This window comes from Campylobacter concisus, from assembly GCF_002165815.1.
GTDB classification, from domain to species: Bacteria; Campylobacterota; Campylobacteria; order Campylobacterales; family Campylobacteraceae; genus Campylobacter_A; species Campylobacter_A concisus_BH.
Genome location: NZ_NDYN01000001.1, coordinates 152531 through 167814 on the forward strand (window position 1 = coordinate 152531; position 15284 = coordinate 167814).

Sequence of the window (15284 nt, forward strand, 5' to 3'; positions counted from 1 at the left end):
TTAGTTCATCTTCGCTTTTGCGTATTCGATAAGGCCGCCAGCGTTTAAAAGCTCTTGCATAAATGGCGGGATAGCGTTAAATTTATACTCTTTTTTTGTGCTTTCATCTACAATGACGCCGTTATCTACGTCGATCTTTAGCGTATCGCCCTCGTTTATCTCCTCAGTCTCTTTTATCTCAAGTATCAAAAGCCCTGTGTTAAAGCTGTTTCTATAAAAAATCCTCGCAAAGCTTTTAGCCACAACAGCTGCTATGCCAGCCTCTTTTAGCGCTAGTGGGGCGTGCTCTCTTGAGCTACCGCAACCAAAATTTTCGCCAGCTACGATGATGTCGCCTTTTGCTATTTTTGAGCTAAATTTAGGATCGGCGTCTTCCATGATGTGTTTTGCTAGCTCTTTTTCGTCTGAAGTGTTTAAATATCTTGCGGCGATGATGATGTCAGTGTCGATGTTATCGCCAAATTTCCAAACTTTGCCTTGTTTCATTTTTAACCTTTAGTTTTGTAAATTTGGGCTGATTTTAACCAAAAGAAGCTAAATAAATAATCAAAACTCGGCAGCTATCGGTTAGTGTGGGTAAATTTAAGGTCTTTTAAGCGATGCGTATGAGCTAAGAATTTAAGTCTTACTAAATTTAGCGGCAAAATGGCTAAAAAGCAAAAATAAAAACATGCACCGCCCAGTTTAGCAGTTAATGTCGATGCTCAGTTTTATCAAGCCAGCTAGCCTCCGCCAGCAGGATTATAAATTTAAGAGCGGTTATTTTATTCGTAGTATTCGTAGCTGATTTGTAGTTTTTTGTATAGACCGATCTCTTTTATGTCGCCGTTTTCGTAGTATTTGTCCGCGGGCTTAAATTTAACAGAAGTTTTATGCGTCAAATTTCCCCGCTCGTCCCTCATTATGTCTTTAAACTGCAAAATTTGCCAGATTTTTGCCTCAGAGCCAAAGTAATTTACCGACGTATACTCCATTTCATCGCCATTTGCGGCGTAGTAATAAACCCATTTTGAGTTCGGAGTTTGCGTGATTTTTTCGTATTCGCCGTTTGGCTTGCGCTCGAAGCTTATCTCTATGCCGTGCCGCGGCTCCATATTATCTTCTATCCGCGTTAAAACGCCCTTTTCGTCGTAGACGTAGCTATCGTCTATCACTAGTTCCCTGCCCGAATACACAGCCCGAGCGATCATTTTGCCATCCTTACCGTAAGTAGTTTTCTCCGTGCGCGGGTAAAATTTATCCTCGATATACTGCTCTTTGGCTGTTGCGACTAAATTTTCGCCGTCAAATTCGTATTCGTATAGATAAACGGCGCTGTCTTGATATTTTTTGCGGACTAGCCCGTCTTTGCCGTACTCAAACAAAACCGAGCTGTTCGGCACGCCGTTTATGTGTTCGGTTTCTTGCACTATATAGCCGTTTTCGTTAAACTCCGTCCGCTTCACGCGCGTATTTTCTAATGCGCCAGAGCCATCCATAGAGTATTCATACTCCGTAGCCGTCATGCTTTTGACCTTGCCTTTTAGATCCTTTTTGCTCCAGTCGCTTTCTGGCAAAATGGCCGAATTTAGAAAGCAAATCGCTGATGCCACCGCTAAAATAGCCTTTAAAATTTTCATTTTTATCCTTTTTAAACCATGCGTATCATACTCAAAAAGCGGCATAGTCAGTAAAATTCTGGCTTTTATGAGCTTAAAAATGCGCTTGAACTGGCTTAAGTTTTAAGCAAGTCTTAGGTGAATTTACATTTTTTTGGTGTTTAATAAATTTATGCCTTAGCCTTTTGCAAAATTTCTTTCATCTCATCTTCGCTAAGTGGCTCAACAAGCACGTTTGCAGCGTCAATGAAGCGGTATTTTTCTTTTGGCAAATTTGCCATAAAAGCTCCATATTCACACTCATCAAGCACGTGAGCGTCACTATCATCCACGCCCACAACTAGCGTAAGCACCCAGCGCGATACCTTGCGATCCCCAAGCGCTTCTTGTGCCTGCCACGACGGAGATGGAGCATAAGGCAAGATGGTCGGTAAATTTTCACTAAGCGTATATGTGCCAAGAATTTCGTTGCCGTCTTTGTCTTGATAGAGGTGCTCTCTTGCGCTGTATGCGTCAAGATACTGCACCTGCCTCATCATCTCATCAAATTTAGCCGCAGGGCTGGCACTTGCAAAGATTTCATCTACCATAACCGCGTCAAACGCCACGTCTCGCTCCACGCCAGAGATATAAAGCGTTTGATTTTTCTCTTTTATATCTTTTAACGCCTCAAGCCCCCACATGATGTCAGTCTCGTAGTCAAATTTTAAAATTTGCTCACTATCATAAATTTTTTCGTTATCGCACTCTATTTTTGAGCCAGTTTGGGCTGAGAGCTTTGAGAGTAGCTCAAGTGCGATCTGCCAGTCGCCGACGCCACTTGGAGTATAAACGCGCACGATATACTCGCCATCTTCGTAGTTTAGCTCAAAGCCACGAACGCTCTTTTGCCACACGCCTGCTATCATCACGTCAGCGCCCAGCTCATTTGCGCTTGGCTCCTCTTGCTCGCTGTTAAAAAAGAAAAGTCCCTCAACAAGAGCTGAAATTTCACGCTCGCTTAGCGCCTTTGCGTATCCGCCAAGCAGCTTCTTTTTATTTTTTACACTAAATGTCAAACTCATAAATTCTCCTTTTTGCTCTAAAATGTCATCACCTGATCGCACTCTCTCACCCACTCGGACAAGATATCCATGCTGCCTTTCACCTCAGCCTCAAAATAAGGCTCTCCCACATGCAAACCGCACCTTGTTTGGCAGCTGCCACAAACTTTTAGCATCACGCCACCAGCGTAAAGCTCTTTTAGCATCGCCACTAGATCAACGTCGTAGTTTTCTGGCTTTTTGGTGCTATTTCGCGCAAGATCGACTGCGTCGTTCATAAGAAATATCCTAACCTCTTCGCCCTTTTCTTTTAGCGCTCTAGCTAACCTTAGCGCGTTGTAAGCGTTGTCCGTGCCGTTATATGGCTGATTTGTAAATATAAATAGAAATTTTTTCATCTCTTATCCTTTTGCTAAAAATGTAGTGCAAACTGGGCAAATTTTAGCCAAGCTAGGTAAAAAGGGGATAAATTTATCTAAAAAGCAAGAGCACGCCGATCGTGCAGACGATGATGGCGGTGCAAATTTCAAGTAGCCTTAGGTGAGTTTGTAAAAATTTCTTTAGCATAGCTCCGCCAAGCGCGTAGATATTTAGCGCGCAAAACTCGATGAAAACAAGCGTTACAGTGATAACGCACATACGAGCTAGGCTAAAAGGGTCATCTTTATCCAAAAATGTAGGCAGCAAGGCTGAGAAAAATATCCACGCTTTTGGGTTTGAGACGCTAACGATGAGACCATTTATAAACATCTGCTTTTTGCTTGGCAAATTTGAGACGTTTGTGATGCTAAGCTCGCCCTTGCCAAAAAAGAGCATCACGCCAAGATAGAGCATATAAAGGCCTGCGATGATATTTAGCGCCTTAAATGCGTATTCAAAATGATGCAATACCGCGCCCACGCCAAGCATACAGCTAAACGAGACAAAAGCGATCGCTAAAAGCTGCCCAGCCATCACGAAAAACGAGTGCTTGTAGCCAAAGCTCATACCAACGCTCATCGCATAAGTCATGTTGATGCCTGGCATCATCGAGATAGGCGCAAGGGTGATAAAAAATAGCAAGAAATTCATGAGATGCCTTGAAATTTTAATGAAATGCTAAATCAAAATCTATAAATTTATGATAAAAGAAGGCTTTATTAGCAAATTTAGCTTGCTTTTGGACGTGAGAAATTTGACTTTTGGCGCTAGGTATATAAATTTAATAAATTTAGCGCAAAATAAAGGCGATTTAGTGTGTGTTTCGTAGCCTAGATAGCAAATTTATCTTTTGCCACGTAGGCGCTCTATAAATTTAATTGCCTTCAAAGCTAGCTAAATTTAGAGCAAAATAGCTCACCTTTCATTTTTAAATTTATAAATTTAGGCTATTACTGTTATCACGCCAAGCCCTTTGTCGGCGGCATTTTGGTAAAAATTTAAAAGCCCAGTAAAGTGCTCTTTTAAACTCGCCCTTATATCTTCAAATTCGCTCTGCCGCCCAAAGATATCAGGATACGTGTTTGAGCTAGCAAATTCTTTTAAATTTATCTTTGCTAAAAGTGCGCTAATATCAACATTTTTCAACGTCTCAGCCACCTCTTTTACATCCGAAGCGTTAGTATAAGAGATCATCTCGCTTAGCTCTTCATTTAAGGCACTACGCCCAAAAATAGCCCAGCTAAAAGGCTCATTTGAGCTAAAAATATCGCCAGTCTTAAGCCTCTGCTTGAAATTTCTACCAGTTAGCATCTTGCACATGGCGTCCCACAAATTATTCAAGTCGTATTCGTACAAAAGCTCGCCGACGTCGCCATTTTTTATCTTTTCTATATCATCTTGCAAGTAGGCGTAGTAGTGTGCGCTAATCCCCATTTTAGAGCCTTAAATTTAATGTGAATTTGAAAAAAGAGAGGGCGGAGCTATAAATTTAACAGCTCTGCACAATAAAAAGCGGATATCGTGAGATGATTTTAAATATTACGCGTAATTTTTCTACCAAATGAGAAAAATCAAAGCTCACTTAAAAGCACTCGCGATATCTCCGCTAAAATTAAGCTTAGTGAGTTAAGAAAAACTCTTGAATTTTAGCTTTGTCGCTTGTTTTTGTAAGAGCAAGCATCAAAAGCACTCTAGCTTTTTGAGCGTTTAGATTGTCGCATGTTAAAAAGCCGTATTTTGCGTCATCAACTTCGCCGTTCATAGTTGTCTCGCCGCTTCCCACACGTGAGTCGCGAACTACCACTACGCCAGCTTTTGAAGCCTCGCCAAGAGCCTCTAACACGCTAAAGTAAGGGTTGCCGTTGCCAAGGCCAGCGCTAACGATACCTTTTGCGCCGTTTTTAACAGCTACATTTACAAAGTCAGGATTGTCATTTGCGTGAGAGTAGATGATATCAACCCTTGGAAGCTCTTTTACGCCAGTTAGATCAAAAGCTGAGCTTGCTGTGTGTTTTCTGATCGGATTCATATAGTATTTTACGTTGCCATAAAAGACTGTGCCGATTTTGCCGCTGTTTGGTGATTTAAATGTATCAACGCCTGTTGTGTTAGTTTTTGTCACCTCACGAGCCGCGTGAATTTCGTCATTCATAACAACTACAACGCCCTTGCCTACGCTATCTTTGCTGATAGCAACGTTTACAGCGTTAAATAAATTTAGTGGGCCATCAGCGCTTAGTGAGCCACTATTTCTCATCGCACCTACAAGCACAACTGGCTTGTCGCTTTTAACGACTAAATTTAAGAAGTAAGCTGTCTCCTCCATAGTGTCTGTGCCGTGAGTAACGACGATACCATCGGCTTTGCCGCTGTTTAGAAGCTCATTTATTCTATTTGCAAGCTTAAGCCAAACTTCGTTGTTCATATCTTGTGAGCCGATATTTGAAATTTGCTCGCCTTTTATGGTAGCGATCTTGTTGATATCTGGCACGGCTGCGATTAGTTTATCAACCGTAACAGTTCCAGAAGTATAGCTTGAATCAAGCGAGCCTGAGCCGCTTCCCGCTATCGTTCCACCAGTAGCTAGGATGTAGATGGTTGGCTTAGCAACCGCTAAAGTAGCACCTAAAATCATGAGTAACACCGCCTTAAAGATTAAACGCATTTTAGCTCCTTTGCATTAAAATTTGCTAGAGCATTATAACGTCATATATTTAAAAAATTTATTAATTTTTAAAATTTATATTTATTTAAAAAATTCTTATCAAAAGCATATAAATTCCAGTTGAAACGACTATGCTAAGAAGGGCATTTTTGAATTTCAAATGCACTAAAACAGCCGTAAATACCGCCACTATCTCGCTTAAGCCGTATGGAAACTCGCTAAATTTCGTATCTTTTAGCCCGTAGCAGACCAAAATGACCATTATCATCATACCCATGTGCTTCTCGATAGCGTCCAAATAAGGATTTGACTTATAGTTTCTTAACGCATAAAACGGCGTCGCTCTCGTTATAAAAGTAGCCAAGGCGCTTAAAAGCACCGCCACAAAAAGCACCATCTCACTTGAGCTTACACTTATCAAATTTTATCCTTAAACAAAAGCAAAAATACAAAACAAAGCGCCATCGAGCCAACAAGCACAAATTTAGCTGGAAACAGGCTCACTCCAAGCACTCCAAAAAAGACCGCCGCAAAGAGCACGCGGTAGTTTTTATCATTTTTAAACATCTCGATGACGACTACTGTAAAAAGCGCTGTTAAGCTAAACTCAAGCCCTCTTGTATCGGCCTTGATAAAGTCACCAAGTATCGCACCAAGCAGCGTTCCAGCCGCCCAATAAGACCAAGATAGGATATTTAGCCAGGTAAAGACAAAACTTCGATCACTAGCCTCTTTTAGCCCCAAATTTTTAAATATCGCAAAGGTCTCATCTGTTAGCAAAGCGATGTTTAAAAGCTTAAATTTGATCCCGCTATACTCTTTTAAAAGTGAAATTCCATAAAAAGTGTGGCGCAAATTTACAAGGTAGCTCACGATAAAGACCTCAACATAGCTCGTGCCAACGCTAAAGAGCGAGAGCATCATAAACTGCGCTGCGCCGCCGTATGCTAGCGTGCTAAGTGCCACAGCAATAAATGCGCTCACTCCCATGCTTTTTGCCAGCACACCAAAAGCGACACCAAGCGGGAAATAGCCCATAAAGATAGGAATGGATAGTTTAAAAACATAGTTAAATGTCAAATTTTACCTTCATAAAAAGCCAAAATGTTAGCAAAAATTTAAAAATTTAGGATAAAGGCTAGAAATTCTAGCCTTGTAGGGTAAAATTTGAGATTAAAATTTGATGATTTCGCCGTCATTTGGGATAGTGATCTTGCTCTCTATACCTTCTTTTTTAACAAATTCACGAAGATCCTTACGGCTTACGCTCGTGTGATTTACGGCGTCCATATGCACTGCAATGATAGTCGCGCCATTAAGCACTTTTGCAGCGTGAGCTACGTCGGCTTTACCCATTATGATACCGTTGTCAGGAAATGCTAGCACGCGAGCGTCGCCCGTATTCATCACGACTACACTAGGATTAAATTTGTTTAGAGCCTTATTTACGTCCGCAGTCCAAAGCGTATCGCCCATGACGTAAAGCGTTTTGTGCCCCTTTGCCTCAAACACGACGCCCATCGCATCGCCCGAAATAGCAGCAAACTGCTTATTTTCATACATCTCTGCTGTGCCGTGAGCGCCGCCTGCTTTATATAGTTTCACTCCTTTAAATTCAGCCGATTCGTCTAGCACTCTTACGTCTTTAAAGCCTTGCTTTTTGATTAGCGCCGCATCATCGTTATGCTGAGCAAAGATAACGATATTTTTAGGTAAAATTTCAGCCGCGACCTCATCCCAGTGATCAGGATGCGTGTGCGTAACGATGATCGCATCGACGCCCTTATACACCTCTTTTGCATCCATAGGAAGTTCTATCAAAGGATTTCTAAGGTGTGAGTTTAGCGTCCCCTCAAAGCCAGGATATTTACCCTTTGGTGCAAGATACGGATCGAGCAAAAAGTTCACTCCCGCATAGTTTATCTTTGCGGTAGCGTTTCTGATATGCTGAAAGCTGTCTTGTGCGTTTGCCACGCCAAAGCCCAAAAATAGAGCGACTAAAAATAAAATTTTGTTTATTTTCATTATTTCTCCTTGTAAAATTTACTAGCTCAAAATACCAAAAAAGACTAAAAATATATTTAAAAGAGTTAAATTTAAAGAATAGATTTTGCTCTTTAAAATTTAATGACCTTTTCGCATTTTAAAACTAAATTTTATAAAATAACCACAAAATTTATAAAGAAAATTTATATGAAAAAGATAGTTTTACTAATATTTTTAACACTAAATTTAATAGCTCTAATGACAAATCCAAATATCAAAATCCCTCAAGCAAATAGCTGCAACATCGAGGATAACTGCATTGATTTTAGCCGCAGATACAGCGATGATGAGTATAAAAGACTATTTGGAGTTTATAAAAGTGAGTGCGAGGTTAAAAATTTAGACGCATGCATCTATCTGGCTGAGTTTTACAAAAGCGGACTTGGCGTAAAAAAAGACGCGACAAAATCACTAGAAATTCTTAACAAAGCTTGCGATGAAAATAACAAATTTGCCTGCCACAACCTTGGTGTTGAGTATCAAGAGATGAAAGATCACAAAATGGCTTTAGAAGCTTTTAAAAAAGGCTGTGATCTAGCTTTTATACAAAGCTGTTTTAATGTCGCAGTTTTATATAATAACGGCACCGGCGTAAAAAGAGATTATAAAAAGGCAAGTAAAATTTACAAAGAAGTTTGCGAGCAAAATTTCTATGAAGGATGCTACAATCTAGCAGTTTTATACCACAACACGCCAGGCGTAAAGTGCGACTACAAAGAAGCGGTAAAGCTTTATAAAAAGGCTTGTGATAGCGACTTTAGCATATCTTGCTACAACCTAGCGAGCTTATATCAAGAGCAAAAAGAGTATGAAAAGGCCAGTAAGCTCTATTTTAAAGCTTGCAAGCTTGACTTTGCCGATGCTTGCAATAACCTAGCCAGCCTTTACGACGACGCTCTTGGCGTAGAAAAAGATGATGAAGTGGCGTTTAGATATTACAACAAGGCATGCAGACTAGATAGCGCAAGTGGGTGCAAACATCTTGCATACTTTTACTATCATGGCATAGGGACAAAAAAGGATAAAAAGCTGGCAGAAAAAGAGCTTAAAAAAGCTTGCAAGTTAGGCCTTAAAGAGGCTTGTGAGATAGTTAGAGATTTTCACTAAAGAGCATTTATGAAAAATTTGATTTTGTTTTTATCTCTCATTGTGCTTTTAAATGCAGAAAATTTAGACGAGATGTGCCAAAGCGAGGGCGATATAAGAGCAAATTTAACGAGCTGTTACAAGGCTGCTGCAAAAATTTATAACTCTTCAAGCGATGATAAAGATTTTAAAAAGCTAAAAGAGATATTTTTACTAGCTTGCGAAAATGATATAAAAGAGGGTTGCTACAGCGCTGCGCTCATCTATATAAATGGCTACAATAACGTGGGTAGCGAGCTTAATCAAACTATCATATTAAATAGATACGCTAGATTTTTAAACTACGCACTTTTAGATAATGGCAAAAAAGAGGACAAAACGACTGCCAAAAGCTACTTTCAAAGATCATGCAAGCTAGGCTTTAAAAAGGGCTGTGATATGAGAAATTTATTAGAGAAGCTTGGGTATTAAATTTGATATTTACTATAAATTTAAACCTTTTTATCTAAACTTATTTAAATTTTTAAAAGGACAGGTAATGAAAAAGGTCGTTTTATTTTTAACCTCTGCGGTGCTTTTGTGGGGCGCAAATTTAGAGACAAAAACGCTTGAGTCTAGGTGCGAAAACAAAGAGGCTAAAAGCTGCTTTGAACTTGGTAATAAATTTGAGGAGAGCAAAAACTACCAAAAAGCGGGCGAGTTTTACAAAAAAGCTTGCGAGCTAAAACACGCAAGTGCTTGCAGCAGCGTGGGCGTACTCTACGACATGGACTACATAAAAGATGTAAATAACAAAAATACAGCCAAATTTTACCAAAAGGGCTGCGAGCTAAACGACGGCTTTGGCTGCGCAAGGCTCGGCTTTGTCTATACGCTAGATAAAAACTATAAAAAGTCAAAAGAGCTGTTTTTAAGGGCATGCGAGCTAAAAGATGGCGACGGATACTACGGCCTTGGCCTTTTATACTATGACGGAAATGGCGTAGAGCAAGACGTCAAAAAGGCAAAAGAGCTCTTTGAAAAAAGCTGCGACATAGGCCACCCTGCTGGCTGCAATAGCCTTGGCATGATGCTTCATAGCGGAAAATACGTAGAAAAAGATCAAAAAAGAGCTAGCAAACTCTTCATAAAAGCTTGCGAAATGGGCTTTGGAGATGGTTGCCACAACCTTGGGGTTATTTATTATGAAACAGAAGGAGATAAAAATTTAGCTAAAAAGTACTTTGGCAAGTCCTGCGAGCTAGGCAACGACGAAGACTGCCAAATTTACAATGCATTATAAATTTAATGCACCTGCCCTTTTGGACCCTTGCCCTTTGGGGTCCTATCTGAAAAGTAAAAAACATCAAGCGTAAAAGCAACGAGTATAAGTCCAACAATAGCCAAAGTCGCGTCCATATTACCTACCTTTTAAGTCCATTTACTATCTCTAACATCGAGTCACTCGTAGTTATCGCCTTTGAGTTTGCCTCGTATGCGCGCTGGCCGGTGATAAGGTCGGTCATCTCTTCAACAAGCTGGACGTTACTCATCTCGACAAAGCCTTGTCTAATGGTGCCAAGTCCGTCAAGGCCAGCCACACCTACCACCACGTCGCCGCTAGCGCTTGTCTGGAGGTAGTTATTATCGCCCATCGAGTGAAGACCGGCTGGGTTTATGAAATTTGCTAGCTCGATCTGACCTATCTGAGCCATGTCTGTTTCGCCAGCTTGCAAAACTGAGACGGTGCCGTCTGTGCCTATTGAAATTTGTGTCGCATTTGCAGGGACAGTGATCTGCGGGATGAGCTGGTAGCCGTCGCTATTTACGATCGTGCCGTTTGCGTCAAGCTTAAATGCGCCGTTTCTAGTATAAGCCGTCGTGCCGTCAGGGAGCTGAATTTGAAAAAAACCGTTGCCAGCTATGACCATATCTAGGTTGTTGCTAGTCTCTTTAAAATACCCCTGAGAGAAAATTTTATTTATCGCTGTTGGGCGCACGCCAAGACCAACCTCGATGCCTGTTGGGCTTGTGGTAGTCTGGCTTGTCGCAGTGCCTGCGTACTCCATGACTTGATACATAAGATCGGCAAATTCAGCTCTATTTTTCTTATATCCATAGGTATTTACGTTTGCAATGTTGTGTGAGGTTACGTCTATCTGCGTCTGCTCGGCGATCATGCCAGTGGCCGCAGTGTAAAGTGATCTCATCATAGTTTTATCCTTTTATTAAGCTTTTAGGGCTAGTTTTTGAACAGCATCTTGGTTAAGGTCAGTCATGTGGCTTGTCATAACCTTTTGATACATATCAACTAAGCGCTGGGTTTCTATTAGACCCACCATTTCTAAGACTGGATTTACATTTGACATCTGAGCGTAGCCTTGCATCACGCTATCAGCCTCGTCAAGCTCGGTTATGTCGTCAAAATTTCTCGTTTCAAAGAGATTGTCGCCGACCTTTTTTAGATCTCTTATCTCTCTTGGCTGAGCGATGTAAAATTTAGAAAATTGATTGTTATTTGAGTATAAATTTCCATTTTTATCAACGGTTAGCACCTCGCCTTGTGGCACTTGGATGCCTCTTTGACCAGGATTTTGCGCCTCATAGCCACTTGGCAGCACCCTATAACCCTCTTTTGTGACGATATATCCGTCCGCGTCAAGGCTAAAAGAGCCATTTTTGCTTAGTTTTACGCCATTTAGAGTATCAACTAAGAAAAAGGCATCGTCTCTTTTTATCGCAAAGTCAAGCGTGTTTGAGCTGTATTTAAAGCCACCAGCGCTAAAGTCGGTATATTCTTCGCTCACTTGTGGCACACGATCAAGCGTTCTATTTAGAAATTTAGCTCCATCTTTTGTGTGATTTTTAAGTGGAAGCTCATCTTGCGTCTCTTTAAAAATTCTCGCAAAGTCACCGATAACTACGTCATTTCGCTTGTAGCCGATCGTATTTACATTTGCAAGGTTGTTTGAGATGACATTTAGTCTGTTAAACTGCGTTACCATGCCAGCAGTGGCTTGATAATAACCATTTTGCATAAATTTTCCTAATCAAAATTTGATTTTTTAGAATTACTAAGCAATCATCGTTCCAACTTTCTTTTTATAGACATTTAAAAAATTTTGGGTATAATCCACTTTCTTTTAACCAATACTTAAATCACAATGATACGATTTGAAAGGAATTTTATGAGCGCCGCAAAAGACTCTTTTTCTCAGATAGAAGAGCTTTTTGTTGAAAATGCAAAAGGCTTTTTGACATACGAAAAATTAGTAAAATTATTAGACAAAGCTCCGACGGCTACGGTAGTAAAAAAGATAGAACAACTAGCAAAAACAAACAAAGTTCAGCTCATTACATCTGCTGAGGCTGCAAAACTTAGAAATTTAGCTGATGCTAAAAAACGTCAAGAAAATGCTCAAAAAAGCGACCAAGATATCGACGAAGACCTCGATCTTTCAGGCGAGAGCGACCTTTTAGAGTGGTCAAGATCAGATAGTCCAGTAAGGATGTATCTAAGAGAGATGGGCCAGATCGCGCTTCTTACAAAAGAAGAAGAGGTCGAGATCAGCAAAAGAATCGAGCTTGGCGAGGATATCATCATCGACGCATTTTGCTCGGTGCCGTTTTTGATCGATTTTATACTTGATTACAAAGAGCCGCTTATTAACAGAGAGCGCCGTGTAAAAGAGCTTTTTAAAAGCTTTGAAGACGAGAGCGAAAACGAAAATGAAGATGGCGAAGAGGATATAGACGAAGAGGATGAGGAGAACGAAGAGAACGAAACTCCTAAAAAATCAGCCAAAAACGACAAACGCGCAGAAAAAGTTATAGAGAGCTTTAAAGCCCTTGAAAAGGCTAAAAAAGAGTGGCTAAAGACTGCAAATAAGCAAGATAAAGTTGAAAGCGACGACACAGCTTCGAAGATGACGCTTGCATTTAAAAAGAAAATTTTAAAAGAGAAACTGATGGACCTTGGCCCAACAAGCAAGCTAATTAGCGAGATCGTAAAATCAATGGAGACAGCTCTGAAAAGCGACGATGAATTTGACAGAGAGCTAAAACGCTTGGAGTATCGCTTGCCGATGTTTAGCGACGAGCTTAAGAAAAATCACAAAAGCATCTTAAAAGATATCATCAAGCTTAGCAAAGAAGAGATTGCAGCCCGCGTGCCAGAGGCTACGATGGTCTCAACATACGTCGAGATCAAGAAGCTTTTTACGACAAAAGAGGCCAGCAAACAAGGCTTTGACCTTGAGCCAGCAAGACTAAAAGAGATTTTAGAGCAGATCAAACGCGGAAAGAAAATTTCAGACGAAGCAAAAGCTAGAATGGCTAAGTCAAACCTCCGTCTAGTCGTAAGTATCGCAAAACGCTATACAAACAGGGGATTGCCATTTCTTGACCTCATCCAAGAGGGCAACATCGGTCTTATGAAAGCGGTTGATAAATTTGAATATAGAAAAGGCTATAAATTTTCAACCTACGCCACATGGTGGATCCGCCAGGCTATCTCACGTGCGATCGCTGATCAGGCAAGGACGATTAGGATACCTATCCACATGATAGAGACGATCAATCGTATCAACAAAATCAACCGCAAATACCTCCAAGAAGAAGGCAAAGAGCCTGACGTAAGCGTCATCGCAAAAGAGGTCGGACTAAGCGTTGATAAGGTAAAACAGGTGATCAAGATCACAAAAGAGCCTATCAGCCTTGAAGCTCCTATCGCAAATGAAGAAGACGGTAAATTTGGAGATTTTGTTGAAGACAAAACTTCACTATCGCCGATAGATCAAATTTTAAAAAGTGACCTTAGAGAGCAGATTGATGATGTGCTTTCACAGCTAAATGAGCGTGAAAAGGCGGTTATTTCGATGAGATTTGGCTTGCTTGAAGACGAGAGCGACCGCACGCTTGAAGAGATCGGCAAGGCGCTAAACGTCACTCGTGAACGCGTCCGCCAGATAGAAAGCTCGGCTATTAAGAAGCTAAAACACCCAAAAGTTGGTAGAAAACTCAAAAACTATATCGAGGGCTAACAAGCCCTGCCCTTTTGGGCATCTGCCCTAAACTCTATAAATTTCTAAAATTACTCTCTAGTCTATAATTAAGTTATTCTTGCGACCAAAGTACCAAAAGATACAAGTAAAAATTTAATGTTTTTGTATAGCGTTTTGCCCTACTTTGGCGTATATACTCTTGCCTAGACGGCTTTTCTTTTGGTAAATTATTAGCATCTATACCATTTAAAGGACTTTCTCTTTGAAAAATTTATAGCATCCATACTCAAAAATTGTTTTAAACATTACATATAGCTCTCATCTTAAAGTATAATTAATCTAACCTTCGTTTTGAGGGCAGGCTTGCTATAAAATTTCAAACGAGAAATATCAAATTTTTGATTTGAACATATATTCTAAAATCAAAAAGTAAAGCATAAAAATAAAAAGAGAGTTTTACCGGCACAAGACCGGTAAAAATTTATTCGCCTAGAAGTTTATCTAGTTTTGCAGCCAAGCTCGTAGTGTCGTGAGCTTTAGCCAAAGAGGCAGCATGTAGCTTTAAATTTGCTTGTAAATTTTCTTCCAAGCTCTTTGCGATGTCTCTGCTATCAAGATTTTCTACGCTATTAGCGTTTGCTACGCTTCTAGCAGCTAGAGCGTTCATGCCCTTAAATACAGCATTTTGTGTCGAGCCGATCTCTGAGCGAAGTGAATTTATGTTTTTCAAAATATCGCCAGAATTTGAGCCATCCTCTTTAACATTTAAAAGAGCATTTGTGCTTAAATTTATATTTTTTGTACCTTCACCTGTGAAAAAGCCAAGCTCGGCGTCAAAAACGTTTTTGCCGTTAAATTTAGCCTCTTTTACGCTGTCGCTCATCGCATTTTTAAGCGCATTTATCTCGCCTTTTATGCCCTTTTGCTCGTTCGCTGAAAGAGCTGGGTTTGAAAGCTTGCTTGATAGCTCGCCGATCTTGTCCGCACTCTCGCTTAAATTTAAAAGCGTTGAGTCGGCGATCTGAAGCATACCGATCATATCGTTTGCATTTGCCATGCCCTCATTTAGGACATTTGTTTGCGAAAGTAAGCTCTCTGCGATTTGCAAATTTGCACCTGATGCTTTGATCTCGCTATTTGCAGAGATGGCGTTTAGCGCCTTTTTCTCGCTATTTTTAGCTTGATCTAAATAATAGTTTCCTGAAGCCTGGTTTGCAGTATAAGTTCCTAACTTCATATCAACTCCTTTTTAGTAGTTTTGGGATGGATTTTACTATAAATTTCATAAAAAGTTGCAAAAATATTTCTTAAAGCAAAAAATAATCTCTATAATGTGCATTTCTATCCTATATTTAGACATTCTAGTGATCTTAGAAATTATCCTAAGACTAGTAGTATTTCTAAAACTTGGCACAAATTATGGCACACTAGGGGGAAATCCCCT

At 40.3% G+C, this 15284-nt stretch carries 17 protein-coding genes; 4 read left to right on the forward strand and 13 right to left on the reverse strand.

The annotated features are described in order from the left end of the window. From B9N65_RS00820 to B9N65_RS00865, 10 genes are all read right to left on the reverse strand, one after another. Positions 1-486, reverse strand: coding sequence for a 3-isopropylmalate dehydratase small subunit (locus B9N65_RS00820; RefSeq protein WP_087582410.1), 486 nt, complete (start codon positions 484-486; stop codon positions 1-3). A gap of 278 nt (positions 487-764) precedes the next feature. Continuing rightward, positions 765-1619 carry a hypothetical protein gene (locus B9N65_RS00825; RefSeq protein WP_087582411.1) on the reverse strand — a complete coding sequence of 285 codons (855 nt, stop codon included), beginning with the start codon at positions 1617-1619 and terminating at the stop codon, positions 765-767. A gap of 149 nt (positions 1620-1768) precedes the next feature. Beyond that, positions 1769-2662 (reverse strand): DUF4299 family protein, encoded by an 894-nt coding sequence (locus B9N65_RS00830; RefSeq protein ID WP_087582412.1) that lies wholly within the window; start codon positions 2660-2662, stop codon positions 1769-1771. A 17-nt stretch (positions 2663-2679) separates the two neighbouring features. Further along, complete coding sequence (locus B9N65_RS00835; protein WP_087582413.1) at positions 2680-3039, reverse strand: DsrE/DsrF/TusD sulfur relay family protein; 360 nt, start codon at positions 3037-3039, stop codon at positions 2680-2682. Between the two features lie 73 nt (positions 3040-3112). Further along, positions 3113-3712, reverse strand: coding sequence for a LysE family translocator (locus tag B9N65_RS00840; RefSeq protein ID WP_087582414.1), 600 nt, complete (start codon positions 3710-3712; stop codon positions 3113-3115). Positions 3713-4003: 291 nt separating this feature from the next. After that, a complete protein-coding gene (locus tag B9N65_RS00845) occupies positions 4004-4495 on the reverse strand; it encodes a DUF1877 family protein (protein WP_087582415.1) in 492 nt (163 codons plus the stop codon). Between the two features lie 184 nt (positions 4496-4679). Beyond that, positions 4680-5726 (reverse strand): type II asparaginase, encoded by a 1047-nt coding sequence (locus B9N65_RS00850; RefSeq protein WP_087582416.1) that lies wholly within the window; start codon positions 5724-5726, stop codon positions 4680-4682. Positions 5727-5811: 85 nt separating this feature from the next. Then, positions 5812-6147: a branched-chain amino acid transporter permease gene (locus B9N65_RS00855; RefSeq protein ID WP_087582417.1), complete on the reverse strand. Its 336-nt coding sequence runs from the start codon at positions 6145-6147 to the stop codon at positions 5812-5814. Beyond that, positions 6144-6806: an AzlC family ABC transporter permease gene (locus tag B9N65_RS00860; RefSeq protein ID WP_087582418.1), complete on the reverse strand. Its 663-nt coding sequence runs from the start codon at positions 6804-6806 to the stop codon at positions 6144-6146. The genes B9N65_RS00855 and B9N65_RS00860 overlap by 4 nt, the downstream gene beginning before the upstream one ends. A gap of 93 nt (positions 6807-6899) precedes the next feature. Next, positions 6900-7751 (reverse strand): MBL fold metallo-hydrolase, encoded by an 852-nt coding sequence (locus B9N65_RS00865; protein ID WP_087582419.1) that lies wholly within the window; start codon positions 7749-7751, stop codon positions 6900-6902. 168 nt (positions 7752-7919) lie between these two features. Here B9N65_RS00865 and B9N65_RS00870 point away from each other — a divergent pair, with 168 nt between their 5' ends. The 3 genes from B9N65_RS00870 (at position 7920) to B9N65_RS00880 (ending at position 10140) form a co-directional block, all read left to right on the forward strand. Beyond that, positions 7920-8879 (forward strand): tetratricopeptide repeat protein, encoded by a 960-nt coding sequence (locus tag B9N65_RS00870; protein WP_087582420.1) that lies wholly within the window; start codon positions 7920-7922, stop codon positions 8877-8879. A gap of 9 nt (positions 8880-8888) precedes the next feature. Continuing rightward, positions 8889-9329 carry a sel1 repeat family protein gene (locus B9N65_RS00875; RefSeq protein ID WP_087582421.1) on the forward strand — a complete coding sequence of 147 codons (441 nt, stop codon included), beginning with the start codon at positions 8889-8891 and terminating at the stop codon, positions 9327-9329. Positions 9330-9396: 67 nt separating this feature from the next. Further along, positions 9397-10140 carry a tetratricopeptide repeat protein gene (locus B9N65_RS00880; RefSeq protein WP_087582422.1) on the forward strand — a complete coding sequence of 248 codons (744 nt, stop codon included), beginning with the start codon at positions 9397-9399 and terminating at the stop codon, positions 10138-10140. Between the two features lie 121 nt (positions 10141-10261). Here B9N65_RS00880 and flgG read toward each other — a convergent pair whose 3' ends face one another. Beyond that, positions 10262-11050 (reverse strand): flagellar basal-body rod protein FlgG, encoded by a 789-nt coding sequence (flgG, locus tag B9N65_RS00890; protein WP_002942100.1) that lies wholly within the window; start codon positions 11048-11050, stop codon positions 10262-10264. A gap of 15 nt (positions 11051-11065) precedes the next feature. Next, on the reverse strand, positions 11066-11875 hold the full coding sequence (locus B9N65_RS00895; RefSeq protein WP_087582423.1) for a flagellar hook-basal body protein: 810 nt from the start codon (positions 11873-11875) through the stop codon (positions 11066-11068). Between the two features lie 150 nt (positions 11876-12025). Between B9N65_RS00895 and rpoD the strand changes: the two genes are divergently transcribed. Beyond that, entirely contained in the window at positions 12026-13879 is a 1854-nt protein-coding gene (rpoD, locus tag B9N65_RS00900) for an RNA polymerase sigma factor RpoD (RefSeq protein WP_087580910.1), read from the forward strand. Positions 13880-14321: 442 nt separating this feature from the next. On the opposite strand, the gene B9N65_RS00905 is transcribed toward rpoD, so the two are convergent. After that, on the reverse strand, positions 14322-15077 hold the full coding sequence (locus B9N65_RS00905) for a flagellin (RefSeq protein WP_087582424.1): 756 nt from the start codon (positions 15075-15077) through the stop codon (positions 14322-14324). Positions 15078-15284: the final 207 nt, after the last annotated feature.